Source organism: Paraburkholderia sp. RAU2J (assembly GCF_003634845.1).
Taxonomy (GTDB): domain Bacteria; phylum Pseudomonadota; class Gammaproteobacteria; order Burkholderiales; family Burkholderiaceae; genus Paraburkholderia; species Paraburkholderia fynbosensis.
In genome coordinates, this window is sequence record NZ_RBXG01000004.1 from 312,577 (window position 1) to 326,430 (window position 13,854).

Here is a 13,854-nt window from a genome sequence, read left to right on the forward strand (position 1 = left end):
ACCGTTGCGCGGGGGGAAGTTGGTGTGGTGCGTGCGGGTCCTGCCTCAGCGGGGAACAGCGACCGCACCGCGCGCACGGCCTGAGCACTTCTCGTCGCCAGCGTTCGAATACTGAGCGAGGAACGCGAAATCGCCGCTGTGCCAAGCGGCGATTCGCATATCGCAAAAGAGGAATTCGCCGTCTGTTGCATCCGGAGCCGGGGATGTCGTCGGGCCGAGCGATCACAGCGCGGACGGTCGTCGACGTCCCGAACTACGCAATGGCCGATTCGATGAGGAACCGCGAAACAGGGTTCTTTTTGATGGTAGCGATAGTGAGTGTGTCCCGCGCGCGGGTCATGGCGACGTAGAACAGACGACGCTCTTCGGACTCGGTACTCTTCTCGTCAGGAATGACCCCTTCCTCAGCCCGCGAGATCCACACGTGGTCCCATTCGAGCCCCTTGGAACTGTGCATGGTCGTGAGCACCAGCGCACCGTCCGTTGGCTTGTTGTTGTCCCGTTTCAGATATTCGATGCGCTCTGCAAAGGTCCCGCTCAATCGCGACAGAACATCATAGGTTCCCTGAATTGCGCGGATCGCCTGATCGCCCTTCGCATACGTCATCATCAACTCAAGCACGCCGTCAAGCACGAGCGAGTAAAAGCGCCGCTCGCACATCTCCTGCCACTCCGACAGTCGCTTCATGAAACTCCGGTACACCGTTGCGGTATCTTCGGGTAGACCGATCGCGACGAGATCCTTCTTCAGGCGCTGTATGAGTACTGGGCCCATGTCGCGATGCAACGCGCCCAGCAGCGGTGTACTCATCCCCATGTAGCCGAGGACCGCATCCAGGCCGTTCTGTTTGCGCTCCTCCGCGACCTGTAGCAGATTGCACATCAGCGCGCCTTGCGGCCCGTTCAGGACGGAACTGCCGGAGGCGCGGAAGTACGGGACGCCGTGCGAGCGACATACGGCTTCGATCGGGTCAAGAATCCGGTTGGTGCGGGCGAGGATCGCGCAGGACTTGCCTACCGTCAGGAGCGGGTGCAATGTCTCAACGGCGGCTACCGCGTCCGCATACTCGTCGTCGGACCGTTTCGTCGCGACAGTGCCACCAGAGCCCCTGTCCGCACGCAGGATTTTTGGAACGCGATCGGCGTTGTTACGAATCACCCTGTCAGCCGCCGAGAGAATTTCGTCGTAGCACCGGTAGTTCATGCCCAGCACCACGCGTTGCGCGTTGAACGTGTCAGCAAAGCTCTCCATTCCCCTGAAGCCGAGCGCGGCGCGGAACCCATAGATGCTCTGGTCGTCATCGCCAACGACGGTGACCTGCGCACCCGCTTTCGCATGCAGTTCGACCCATCGATACTGCAACGGGTCCGTATCCTGGAACTCATCAACAAGCAGATCGGTGAACCGGTACGGAGCCATGTCGCCCTGTTCCATGCCGGCGACTGCAAGACGAAGCATGTCCTGAAAGTCGATCTTGCCGTTGCGCTCGAGCGCTTCCTGATAGGCCGCATATATCTGGGCGTCAGCAGTACCCGCCTCGACACGGCCGAAATTGGTCTTGATGCGCTCAATGACGGGCACCACCTCTTCGGGCTTCCAGTTCAATCCAAGTTCGGCGATCACCCGTGCGACGAGCCCCATGCGATCGCCGTCGGACGCGATATCCCGTTTCCCAAGCTGTTTGAACGCGAGCGAGTGAAACGTCCCCGCAATCAGGCGCTTTTTTGCACCGTCTCCGGCAAGCGCAAGAATGCGGTCGCGCAACTCGACGGCCGCGTCTTTGCTGAACGTCACGGCGCCGACGAGCGCATCGGGGTTTGACAGAAGCAGCGCCGCCTTTGCCGCGATGGTCTTCGTCTTGCCCGCGCCGGGGCATGCGATCGCAACGCAGTGCCGGCGTTGTTCTGCGACCTCACGCTGCTGCGGATTGAGCCCCTCGAGCATGGTGATAGGTCCCGTTAGCGGCCGCGCACCGTGGTCATCAGGCGCAGATGGGTCATATAGCCCCGCACGCCGATCGGGTGGAACTTGCGGAGGAATCGCGTCGTTTCCTCGTCGACGTCGGACTGGTCGCGCACGCCGTTCCAGACGAGAAAATCGAAATGGTCCATCACCTTATCGAACTTCATCAGGAGCGATAGAAGCCGCATCGAGAAGCGCGAGTAGGCCTCGACATCAATTTCCAGCGACGGCTTGGTGACGCTTGGCGCAAACACGATGTCCCCCTGCTCGCGCAGGCGCACCTCTGTCTTTTCGCGAAAACCCTGCGCGACGCTCAGCTGCTCTTCAACATAGGCTTCCAGGTCGCCGACCTGCTTTTCGAAGAATGCCGTTACGAGTCCCTGATCCTCCGCGCCGAAGGTCGAGCGGCCGAAGCGCTGCATGTTGATGCTCATCCGGTTCAGGTAAGGCCACCACTGTTCGAACAGCGGCTTCAGACGCGTGTGATTCAGGCGAACAGCGGCCTGGACGACGGCTGCCCCCGACAGCTGGCGGTTCATCAGTTCGCGACCGATCTCGCGGCGGCGCTGCACGATCGCTGCGCGTTCCGCCGGCGACAGTTCACGGAACATCTTGCGTGTACGTGCGACCTGTTCACGCTTTTCAGTGGCTTCTGCCTCGCTGATCATCCCTTCCTTCTGGAGGGTGTTCGCGGCATCTTCCATCTGCTGCAATTCGAGCTCGATCTCGCCACCGTCGGCGCCGTCCGTCGTCGCCTGCCCTGTCACGGGAGTAGCCGTGGTAGCGTCGATGGCCGTATTGGAGTGGGCTGTCGCAGGATTGCTGGCAGCCTCGAGGTTCGTCTCTTCCGTGATGGTGGTCATAGTGGGTCCCTGTGGAAAGCGCGCGCCAACGCGCGCGGTACGACCTTATTGTTACGACGCCGCGAAGTGAGATGTATCCGAAACATGGTCGATTTCAATCTGCTTTTGCGGCAAACGTGGATCGGATCTGATATGGGCGGACGAAAGCGCGCGCTGCGCCGACCGAGTCGTACGCGGCGCATCCTGGGGAGCGGAAGAAGCGGATACCGGATGCGGAAGAATTCGGGAGAGAGACGTGATCCGGCTCACGGTCCCAACCCGGAAAGCTACGTGGTTTGCCGCAGCTTTCCGGGAGATTTGTTACTGGAATGAGGACGATGCCTTCCAGAGCAGGGCACCTAGAATCGCCGCGACTGCTATCCAGTATTGGGCGAGAACAGGGATGGGGGCAGCCAGAACCGCGAATGCGACCCCGAACACGAGCAGGATGCCGTGTCCGGCAAGGTGGAACGAGAGTGGGCTGGCGAAGCCCGCAGCGGACGCCTTGATCTTGCGCCTCACGGAGCCGTCAACGAACGCCGCAACACAGAAGACCAAGGTTCCGATTAGCCAGAGCTTCATCACACTCGCGCGATAGATGATGCGATAGACCTCAAGCCAGAAGTTGTGCACCCAGCCGTGTGCGAACTCCGAGACGCCCGCCTCACCGATTTCGCCCGAACCTGACGCATCGAGTGTTGCGCGGATAATGCCAGAGTCCACGAACCAGCGACGAAACCGCGTATTGGTCAGCGTGACCACCTCTTCAGCACGTTTGGCCCCAACGACGGCCTGTACCGAGTCCACTTCTTCGGGCGGCACCGAGAATAGCGACCTGTCCGGAAACGCGGGCATGACGAAGAGCGCCAGCAGCGGCACGAGAAAAAACCACCATTTGACGTGGGAAGCGAAGCGACTACCGGCCATAGGCGTGCGCTCCCCATTCGATCAGCACGGGCAACAGCCGCGACATCATGTACAACGGGAAGAGGATCAGACCAAACATGCCCAGGTAAAAGTGAGCGGGGCGACGCGAAATGAATAGCGCCATGCCGTATGCCCTCGCACCGGCGCCGCGCGTGAACTCGGCGGGACGCGATTCATCCATCACGTCCTGCGCGCGCGCCGTTGATAGCGCACGTTGCGCCAGATCCAGATCAACCCTCGACAGCTTCGCTATCAGGAAAGGTGTGAGCGACATCGTAGTCCTCGAAGTAGAGACGGAAGTTTTCGCCCGTTAGTGCACGCGCGGCCAGTTGGAAAGCCACGGAGCGCTTCGTGACGACTTCGGGGCAGCGCTCTTCGACCATTTCGGTCGTGAGGCCCGTGTGTCGCGCCTCGAACGCGGTGACGGGTTCGAGCATGGTTGGCCACACGTGGTACCGCTCTCCATCGCGGGCAATGTAGCGCCGCGCATAGAGCCGATGCGCGTGGCTGAACAGACCCTGCATGAATGCAATGTGCGGATTGCCCGTCTTCCGCGTGCGCTTGAACTCCGCGATTGCGGTGTCAAGCATCTCCTTGACGAGCGGCTCGCCCTCGCCCATGAACTTTTCCCCGATGAAGTCGGCCACGCGCGCGCAGGCAAGCTCAAGCTCCGGCGCCAGCGTGAAGACGGGAATCAGGCGGGATGACAGCTTGTGTTCGCGAATAATTTTTTTGAATACGGCAGACATGCGTAGGTTTTCAGCCTTGAAGGATTGGAATGCGGCCCTGGTACACGGCGGCGCCCGAAATGCGCATGAAATATTGCAGGTTGGGCAGACTGTGAATCAGGCGGGTTGGAATCAGCGGAGCTTTCTCCAGTTGAAGCGAACGCGAAACACCACCGGTAAATTCTCCAATATGCGCTTCGGTTCCCGTACTCGTACTACCAGTGATAGTGATGTTGCGAATCGCAGTCTCTCCGACCTTGTCCGAGAACCATTGCGCCGTATCGGTATCTTCGAGTCTAAGGATGATCTGATTATTCAGATTGCCCAAAACCTGCAGCATTTTTGCGGCGTTTCCGAGCTTCGCTTCAAGGTCGGCGCGCGTCTGGAACGCAACAAATGCCTTGAAGCCAGCACCACGCCCCTTGTTAAGGATCTGAATTACCTGCTCGTTGATTGCTTCTGCCACCTCGTCGATGATCAGCACCACGTCGGGCGGCGTCTCGTAGAAGTTATAGATCGATCCGCACACGGCCGACACGTCGGCCAGCAGCATTGACGCTATAGCCTTGGCCACAATGCTGTTAGATAGCGAATCAAGACCAATATGCAGAATCGCTTTCTGGCGGATCACCTTCTCGATGGTCCACACTTCGCGCTCATCATCGAAGTCATCGACCTTCGGCGCGAGCATGAGACCCGTCTCGCCCGTCGCCAGCATCTGAAGCAACGGCAGCGCGGACGCGATAATCCGCATGTAGTGCTCCCGGTCATGCGTGTGGGTCGCAATCAGGCCGTCGATCGCTTCGTGACCTTGCTCCTGCGAAGCGAATCGTGCGCTGTACAGCCCTATCATGCCGTCGACCAGCGTCGCTGCATTGTTGCGCTGACTTTGACGGGTTGCCTCTGTGGCAACTTGCTGTTCCCAGTCCGTCAGCCCCTTTTCCACGAAAAATCGCCGCAGCGCCTTTTCGAGCAATGGGGCGATACCACCCTGCGCGTACTTCAGGATCGAGCGCAAATTCGGCTTGTCACCGATGTACAGTTCGCCGTTCACCGAGCGGCTGATGAACAGGTAGGCAAAATCCCGGAACGGCCCCTCTTCCATCAACTGGGCGATCCGCGCGGGGATTTCGGATGGCTGCGACCAACTGTCGAGCGGCTCGAGTCGCACAGACTCCGACGGCTTCGCCTGATTGAAATACAGGAATTTCCGGCCGGTGCGAGCAGCTTCCTTTTCCGCACGCAGCTTCCAGTCCTTGTCGTTTTTCGGATCGACGTTGATCAGCACGTCGCCCAGGTGAATGACCTGCGTCGAGATGACTTCATAGGTGCGCGTCTTGCCCGAGCCCGTCGTACCGCCTACCGCCGTGTGCCCTCCCATCGACTTGTAATGGAAAGGCACCAGGCCTTTCTTCGGCTCCAGGCCGTGAATCCATGACGCGCCCTGTGGCATGCGATCACGGATGCTGTCCTTGGGCGCGAACAAGCCCTCGATCGCGTCCTCAATCTTGCGGCCCGTCTTGGTCTTGTTGAGCCATTTCGGCAAGCCCGGGATATCCGTCGTTGGCATGCGCAGGATGTCGTGGGCAATCTGGCAGTGCTTCTGCGTCCATTCGAACCCGATGCCGAGGTACATCGAATTCGCCTCCTCACGCATGCGCTTCTGGATCTGCAAGAGCTTGGGAATTGGCAAGGTCGTCAGCCACTTCGTGGAAATGGCCATGCGAAATTTCAGCGCGCGCCAGATCTGGAACGACCGCGCCAGAAGGAATGCGAGTCCGACGAGTGCAAAAATCCAGGCGTAGGGCATGCCTGAGAGCGGCAGCATGACAATCGCAGCGAGCCAGAAGACCGCCGCGCGAAGCTCGTATATAGGACGGAAATGATTGATATAGGGACTAATCATGCCGGGCGATCCAGAATAAGTTGGCCAGCGCGCGGCGTAAGCGTGATTTGGCCCGCTTCGTCGGCAACCATCAGGCTGCGCTTGCGCATGTGCTCAACGAGCGTGCTGCTGCTAACGCCGTAGCCCCCGACGAGTCGCTTGGGCAAGACGAGGCCCTGGTCACTCCATTGGACCGATGCTTTCCCCGCTGCGACGTCCTCGCGCAATGCCTGAAACAGTTCGCGCACAAGATTTGGTACTCCCTTGAGCACCTCATCAAATGCCGCGGGCGGTGCTGAATCGCGACGATCGGCAGTCGGCTGGGAAGGGGATTTCATCGCGGACGGATCGACGGCAGGCTGCGACGGCGGTGACTGCGCCGTTGCCGTAGCCGGCGAGATCCCCAGCGCCTCGTGCAATGGTTGCGGCGACGCCTTCACGCTGCCTGCCGAAGGCTCAGGGAGCGGTTGGGCCGTGGTTCCGACCGGAGCGGCCGGAACGCTTACCGGGCTCACTGGCGCATGGGCCGGGTCACTGACCGACTGCGGCGCCGCCGCGGTTGATGAAGCACCGGCCTGTGCCGACTGCTCGACGGTAGCAGCCGATGGCGCTGGCGCTGGCGATGGGGCGGGCTGATCCGGGACGGGCGCAACGGCAACCACAGGCGCCAGCTCGGCAGCCACATGAACGGCCGATGGCACGTCGAACTGAACTGGCGCGAACACGGCGCGTTGCGCCTTGCGGTCAAATTCGTCAGCGGTGCTCACCCCTTGGCGCACAACCTTATGGAGGAGCGATTCCGCTCCCAGAGGCTGCATGTTCGGGTTGATCGCTCCAAACAGGTCCGATTGCACCTCGCCATCGAGCTCGGAAAGGAGGCCAGAACCAACGAGAACCTGCGCCAGCATGCCCGTGCGCATCCGCTCGACCGCAAGCGGTTGCGCCCGGCGTGAAACGCGATATGCAGAACCGCCCAGCCACGGCCCCACCGCGCCATGAACTGACGGATTCCAGGCCTGCTGATCCTTGTCACGTTCGATCACGAAATATCGGAACGGCTCGTCGAGCCGGGAACAGACAGCAGCGAGGAAGACTGCGTAGTTGTATTGCGGCTCGATGCGCCGGCGTTGCTCGGATGGCAGATTGGTACCGAACTTCTGGCCACCCGCCAGACGCATGGAATAGAAAGCAGTTTCCACGGTGCAACGGAAGGCACCGCCTGGCTCACGATAGAGGTCGGGGCTGAGCGGCAACGAGGAAAACCACGCCGCGCACGAGTCCAGCACGGTCATCCATTTCCGCGAGAACTCGCCTTTGCTCACTTCGTTGGCGCATTGCGCAATAAGATCGACGCGTCGCTGATGCTGTGTCATCAGCGCATCGCTCGTCGTGGATGCGTGCAGCGTCATACCACTCCCGCCGTCGCTGTCTTCGCGATCTTCCCAATGACCGCGCCGCTCGCGTTTGCACCGCCGCCAAACATGCCTGCGATCTTGGGAATCTCGAAGGAAACAAGAAAGACGAAGAATGCGAGGTCAAACACCTGGGCGGCAGCGCCAGACGTAGTCAGACCCAGTGCGGCAGCATCGTGAACCGCGTCCACCATGCTATGAGTAACTAGACGCATCAGGATCGCAGCGACCACGATATACATGCCCGCGCTTACCATGTAGTCCAGCCACGTCTTGAAGTAACCGCGCGTGAACGAAGAGAAGCCCAGGGCGAAAGCGATCTGGCCCATCACAACACCGGCGGCGAACTGCAACTGCCCGATATTGATGAAGAACACAAAGATGATGGACGTCACGGACAGCAGCGCCCACGCCAGAAACAGTGGAATCGTCGCGATAACGATGTCGGGGATCATGGTCAGGTGGAAGCCTATCCCGGACCACGCCTGTACAGCGGAATCGAAAACCTGTCCTGCAGCGTTACCCATGATGCTGAGCGCGCTGGTCATGTTAGCGCCCCCGATATCGTTGGCCATGGAGACGAACCACTTGTAGAAGTTCGGTGCCCAGCTCGCGAACCCAACGTAGATCGACGCGAAAATGCCGAGAATCCCGAGTTCTTCGAACAGCGCGACCCATGCCATTACAGGGTCTTTCGTCGCGGCAAACCGCACGGCCGCGAGGACGACGGTGATAACCGCAAGCCCACTGGCGAATTTGTCGGATTCTTTCTGAATACTCTGGGAGGCGGCGACAGCCGTATCCATGACCGACGAAAACAGCGCCGTGATCTTGTCGATCGCCCGGGCATTGCCCGCTGCCGTCTCGCCCGCGCTCACGTAGGGATTAGCGGCCGTTCCACTCGCACCCGCTGGCGCAGAAGTGTCAGCGAACGCCGGCGACGCGATGATCGAGGTCAGTGCCAACAGGGAAACGGCGAGCAGACTCTTCAGCTTATGAAGCATCATGATTGACTCGGGGATCCATCAATTGCCATAAGCCGCACGTTCGGCCGCCTGCTGGTCCAGGAATGCTTTTGCGTTCGCTGACCGGCTTTTGTCTTCCGCGTTGTCAACCGACTGCTGCTGTGCGTCCTTCTGCGCCTTACCCGCGGTCATCTGCAGCAGGTCGCTCATCTGGCTCGACACGATGTCAAGGTAATGCGTCGTGAGTTCTGCCGTGGCCTGCGCGGTCGGGGTGAGTGACATCTGTGACTGCAGATCCTGACGCCGTTGCGCAAGCGCCTGCACATGTTGAAGCACGTTGTTCCCGGTCTGCATCAACTGTGTGGCCTGGCTGTCTCGCTGGTTGTAGAGCGTTCCCATATCCGCGAACCACTGCGCGTTCGATTTGCCAGAGCGCGTGATCATGGTCTGTACATGCGACAGCCACTGGTTGCCGTTCTGCAGATCCCCATAGAGGCTCGCCGCGTTGTCGGCGAGTTGCTTGTACTTGGTGATATCCCCGGTAATCTGGTCGTACTGTGCCTTCATGGCGGTCGGATCCAGGTTGGTAGCCTGAAGCAACTGGTTGGCCATCATCTGGTACTGGTAGGCGATGTTGCTGTCCTGGTAGACCTCGGTCTTCACGGCTTTGAGCGCCGTGATCGTGTTCTGGATCAGGTTTGTCGGGTCAATGACCGTCAATTGCGCGTGTGCGGCTTGCGACGCGAAGAACGTCACGCCGGCGGTCAGGGCAAGGCGTGCCAGAATCTTTTTCATGTTGGATATTCCCGTTGGAGATCAGTCGAGTGTCATCATTTCGGCGAGATACCCTTCCCGCCAGTTAGCAGAGCCCGAGGTGAAGTGCTTGTCGAGCACCGCCTGCGCGCGACCGTCCGAGCGCAGCACCGCGAGCGTTTCCTTCGGGAAGTTCGCCTGAAGCATGCGTGTCTGGGACGGCGTTACCCACAGGTAGTCGCGGTTTGGCGCAGCTTGCGCAATCATGTCGATCTGGTCGAGCGTGAGGCCGAACTTGTCGCGGTACAGATGCAGGTTGTTTTTCGCATCCGGGTTTGGCAGATAGATGATGTTCGGGATGTTTTCCTTCAGCACTTCGAAGTCCGCAATTCGCGCGACCTGCGCGAGCGATTGCGTCGCCATCATCAAGGTAGCGTTCAGCTTCCGGATGGTCACTGCCCAGATCTCCAGCCGCCTGTAGAAGCGTTCATTCTGGAAAAAGAACCCCGCCTCCTCGACTTCGATCACCGTGTAGCGCTTGCCGTCAAGCCACTGCGCGATCCGGTAGAAGGCGTAATCCATAAAGAGGGCGGCGGCCACCGGGAAGTTGTTGAACAGGTCGCCCATCTCGATGGAGATGTCGTCGGACAGCGTGAAGGCGTCGTCGACGTGATCGAAGAACCGACCGTTTTTCTCGCCCTTTGTCCAGACCGCGAGACGCTCCCGTAGCTCGGCCGGAAGAATCGTGTTCAGGAACGAGAGCGTCCAGAACTCCGGACCGTAGCCTTCGCCGAGCGTGACGACGGCCTCGAAAATCTCCCGCTCGTTTGCCTTGCTGCAACGAAACGAATCATCTTCGATCGCCATCTGCACCCATTCGGCGACATAGGGGAAATGCTTTTTGTCGCTCAGGAGGGAAAGCGGATTGACTGACGTCGCCGCCTCGAAACGTCCCGTCGCATCGATGAAGCGACCACCGGCCAGCACGGTCGGGATGCGTGTCGAGCGGTCCTTGTCGAAGCGCACGCGCCGGGCGCAGTGGCGGCCCGTCTGTGACATGAGGAAGTTGAGCATGATCGACTTGCCCATGCCGATCGGCCCGAGCACCAGCAGGTGCGAAGCGCCGCCGGGCCGATGCAGGTTCACACGCTGCAGCGTCTTGTGGCGCGTCGGGAGCATGGTCAGCGGCCCGGTCTTCTGGCCGGACTGTTGCGTCAACCAGTCGTTTACGGTACTGCCCTCGGCTACGCTGCGCACGGGCGCGATATCCGACACCGCAGGCGTTTCAACGAACTGCAGCCGCTTCTGCTTGTCCCAGCGACCTGGGAGCGTGGTGTTCCACGCGGCCGCAAGATTGTCGCGCTCGAGAACTACCCCGAAACCGGCATTGCCGATCTTGCCGACCACTTCGCTCGTCGCGTCGTCGCACTCTTCTGCGGTATTGCCGTAGACGATGACCGACACGTTGGCGAATCCGTACTGCTGTCCCTCTGCCGTGATTTTCGCGAGCGCTTCTTCCGCTTCGTCCGCAAGCATCATGCGGCCCTTCTCGTTCTTCTGCTCTTCCTTGGCGAAAAACCCTTTGATAATCGCCCACGGATTGAACGCTGCGATCTTGTAGAAGCTGCGAATCTTGTCGATGTACTGCTTTGCCTTGCTGGTGTCCAGAAAGCGGAACATCACGCAGATATCGAGTTCTGCGTCAACTTCCGACAGCACGTCGAGCGCCGCTTCCTGGAAACCCATCCATTCCTTGACGGCCACGATCTTGGCGTATCGCACGCCGTGCGCCGACTCGAACATCAGGTGTTCGGCACCGTAGACGACTGTGCTTTCCGTCAGGTGCGTATCGAGCATCGTGACCGGGTAGCGTACGCGACGTGGCGGCACGGACGGATTGGCCGTCTGATGCAGGTACGCGAGTGCGATCTGCAATTCCAGCCGCTTTGCCTTCAGACGCGTGATGCCACCCTTGAACGCATCGAGAATCGACTCGAAACGCTTGATGTCGGACGTCATGCGCTCCAGATCGAAGACAAACGCACTACGGGCGAAGAACGTGTCTTTCGCCGTCTCGACAAGCGCCGACATCATCGACTTGCCGCCCACCGTCATATGGTAGGCGACCTTGTCGAACACCTTGTTGATGCCTGTTTCCGGCGTGTAGGCGAGCGAGAGCGAGTGGGTATTGCGGAAGAACTTTCCGCTGCTTACGTGATTGCGGTTGATCTTGTCCACGTACGCGTCGATGTCCGCAGTGAACTCACCGTCAATCGCACCGCGCACGCGTCGATGGGAAAGCCGCCACCACGCCGTGATCCGATGATCAAAATTCTTGCACGCGTTGTCCAGATTCGTGCGCATCGACGAGATGTCGTCGGCGTTGGGCGAGTCGGCATCGACCCCTTCAAACGTAAAGCAGGTCAGCAGCGACCCGTCCTTGTCGAGGACGAGTTCGGGCGTGACCATGGTTGCCCACGGTGCAATTTCCTGCACCGGCCGGCGCACAATTCTTTTCAGCATGGAAGATCCTGATCGAAACCGTAAGGCCGCTTGAATCGCGCGGAAAACTTCGCGGACGGCAGCGGCTCGTGCAGGTCGGGATAGTGGTTGTATACGAGCATGACGTCGCGCCACCACGGGTCGCGGCTGCTTTTCCAGCGCAACACCCAGTGGATGACGATACCCACGGCGAGAAACGCCAGCGTCATGCTCGAATAGCAGAGCAGCAACGTAAGCGTTCCGTTTGCGATGGCCAGCCCGCGATCCGCACCCCCCATCTGGCGCGGAAGCGACAAGCCCCGGCTGACTTTGGTCTGGTTACGCACAGGTGTACGAGATGCCGAGGTGGTTCTTCACGATGTTCACCGCGCACGCAGCTAGACCGAGGCCGACCAGCACCGACGAGATCAGCTTGCCGATCGTGCTTTCCGAACTGGCGATTGCGACCGCGCCAACGATGATCAGCACGATGCCGATGCCGTACAACCATGGTCCGCTGATGTATGCCTGGATCAGACAGATGACGTCGCTTGCCGCGCCCAGATCGCTCAGGCTCACAGCCGACGCGAACGGCGTGAAAAACGCAAGGCTGGCGGCGACGATGGTCGAGCGGATCTCGCGACGGCTCAGAAAGCGTTGATACGCTGCGACCGACAGGGCTCGCAGACGCGACTTCACCGACTTGAGGGACTTCTTCATGGAACAGCTCCTGTAAATTAAAAAACGCGGTTGAGGACATAGTCCCCATCCTTGAACCCCTTGATCTCGACGATCTCGGAAACGTGCCGCAACTCGCCGGTGCGGCGCAGATGGATGACGTAGTGGAAGCAGTCGGCGATGGCCTTGCGCATGTCGGCAAGGTCCCATCGGCTGCCGGGAGGAATGCCCAGCATCGCGAGGCTTTCAAGACGGCTCAGACCGCCACGCGCGTCGTTGGAGTGAATCGAGCCCAGACCCCCGTCGTGGCCGGTACTCAGTGCCTGGATGAAGTCGAACGCCTCGCCGCTACGCACTTCACCTACGATGATCCGGTCGGGCCGGAAGCGCAGACACAACGCGACGAGCGCCTGTGTTGTGACACCCTTGTCCGGGTTCGACAGGAAGCGCACGAGATTGGGCACGCGCAGCTTCAGCTCCATCGTGTCTTCGATCGTGATGACGCGCTGATCCTGTGGCACCTGCGCGGCGAGCGCGTTCAGGAATGTCGTCTTACCCGTTGATGTGCCGCCTGCGACCAGCACGTTTTTGCGCCGGACAATCAGTTCGCTGACCGCGGCCATCAGACCTTCGTTTTCGATGCCTGGGTAAAACAGCTTCTCGTCGTTGTGCTCGTGTCGTGCGTTCACGCGGGCGAAGGCGCCCATGGCGACGTAATCGGGCAGACTCAGTTGCTTGTCGCTGTGCTTGCGGATCGACATTGCGTGCCCGTCAATCGCGGTGGGACGCATCACGGCCGCGATACGCAGCCCCTTGTGACCAGCATTGATGATGCCCTGTGCGGTGCCCGCCTTCGCTGATTTTTCGACAGATGCGGCAAGCGAAAGAATTGCGCCGTTCAGCGTCGCCTGGTTCAGCGTCAGATCAAGGCGATGCATTTCCCCGCGCCGCTCGACCCAGATGTTGTCGAAATTGTTCACCATGATTTCGGCAACGTCGTTGGCTTCGAAGAATTCACGCAGCGGAGCGACGGACGCAAAGAACATCTGCACCGCACTCTCTTCGAGCGGGCGCACCTTGAGCAGGGGATTTTCGGTAGCTTCAGACATGCTGCTATTTTTAAGTCTGGGCCGTCCTGTAGCAGACCGAAAGAACGATCAAATCGAGGAGCTTTCGCCGGTACCTGATAGGCGGGACTGTCTGAATATGTAAAGCAACCT

At 60.0% G+C, this 13,854-nt stretch carries 13 protein-coding genes; all 13 read right to left on the bottom strand.

All coding sequences use genetic code 11. The annotated features are described in order from the left end of the window. Window positions 1-253 precede the first annotated feature (253 nt). The gene (locus B0G69_RS39235) at window positions 254-1,945 is read right to left on the bottom strand and encodes an ATP-dependent helicase (RefSeq protein WP_121325389.1); all 1,692 of its coding nucleotides are present in this window, start codon (window positions 1,943-1,945) and stop codon (window positions 254-256) included. A gap of 14 nt (window positions 1,946-1,959) precedes the next feature. After that, window positions 1,960-2,826 carry an ATPase gene (locus tag B0G69_RS39240; RefSeq protein ID WP_121325390.1) on the bottom strand — a complete coding sequence of 289 codons (867 nt, stop codon included), beginning with the start codon at window positions 2,824-2,826 and terminating at the stop codon, window positions 1,960-1,962. 300 nt (window positions 2,827-3,126) lie between these two features. After that, window positions 3,127-3,732, bottom strand: coding sequence for a DUF4400 domain-containing protein (locus B0G69_RS39245; RefSeq protein ID WP_121325391.1), 606 nt, complete (start codon window positions 3,730-3,732; stop codon window positions 3,127-3,129). After that, window positions 3,722-4,006, bottom strand: a complete 285-nt coding sequence (locus B0G69_RS39250; protein WP_121325392.1) for a hypothetical protein — start codon at window positions 4,004-4,006, stop codon at window positions 3,722-3,724. The genes B0G69_RS39245 and B0G69_RS39250 overlap by 11 nt, the downstream gene beginning before the upstream one ends. Continuing rightward, window positions 3,963-4,481 carry a hypothetical protein gene (locus tag B0G69_RS39255; protein ID WP_121325393.1) on the bottom strand — a complete coding sequence of 173 codons (519 nt, stop codon included), beginning with the start codon at window positions 4,479-4,481 and terminating at the stop codon, window positions 3,963-3,965. The genes B0G69_RS39250 and B0G69_RS39255 overlap by 44 nt, the downstream gene beginning before the upstream one ends. Window positions 4,482-4,491: 10 nt before the next feature. Then, window positions 4,492-6,363 (bottom strand): conjugative transfer system coupling protein TraD, encoded by a 1,872-nt coding sequence (traD, locus tag B0G69_RS39260; protein ID WP_121325645.1) that lies wholly within the window; start codon window positions 6,361-6,363, stop codon window positions 4,492-4,494. Next, window positions 6,363-7,754, bottom strand: a complete 1,392-nt coding sequence (locus tag B0G69_RS39265) for a TraI domain-containing protein (RefSeq protein WP_121325394.1) — start codon at window positions 7,752-7,754, stop codon at window positions 6,363-6,365. The genes traD and B0G69_RS39265 overlap by 1 nt, the downstream gene beginning before the upstream one ends. Then, window positions 7,751-8,764 (bottom strand): type IV secretion system protein, encoded by a 1,014-nt coding sequence (locus tag B0G69_RS39270; protein ID WP_241991746.1) that lies wholly within the window; start codon window positions 8,762-8,764, stop codon window positions 7,751-7,753. Before B0G69_RS39270 ends, B0G69_RS39265 begins: the two co-directional genes overlap by 4 nt. Window positions 8,765-8,782: 18 nt before the next feature. After that, the gene (locus tag B0G69_RS39275; RefSeq protein WP_121325395.1) at window positions 8,783-9,517 is read right to left on the bottom strand and encodes a type VI secretion protein; all 735 of its coding nucleotides are present in this window, start codon (window positions 9,515-9,517) and stop codon (window positions 8,783-8,785) included. A 21-nt stretch (window positions 9,518-9,538) separates the two neighbouring features. After that, entirely contained in the window at window positions 9,539-11,998 is a 2,460-nt protein-coding gene (locus B0G69_RS39280; RefSeq protein WP_121325396.1) for a VirB4 family type IV secretion system protein, read from the bottom strand. Next, window positions 11,992-12,303, bottom strand: coding sequence for a VirB3 family type IV secretion system protein (locus tag B0G69_RS39285; protein ID WP_121325397.1), 312 nt, complete (start codon window positions 12,301-12,303; stop codon window positions 11,992-11,994). The genes B0G69_RS39280 and B0G69_RS39285 overlap by 7 nt, the downstream gene beginning before the upstream one ends. Continuing rightward, a complete protein-coding gene (locus B0G69_RS39290; RefSeq protein ID WP_121325398.1) occupies window positions 12,296-12,676 on the bottom strand; it encodes a TrbC/VirB2 family protein in 381 nt (126 codons plus the stop codon). The genes B0G69_RS39285 and B0G69_RS39290 overlap by 8 nt, the downstream gene beginning before the upstream one ends. A 17-nt stretch (window positions 12,677-12,693) precedes the next feature. Next, a complete protein-coding gene (locus B0G69_RS39295; protein WP_121325399.1) occupies window positions 12,694-13,743 on the bottom strand; it encodes an ATPase, T2SS/T4P/T4SS family in 1,050 nt (349 codons plus the stop codon). Window positions 13,744-13,854: the final 111 nt, after the last annotated feature.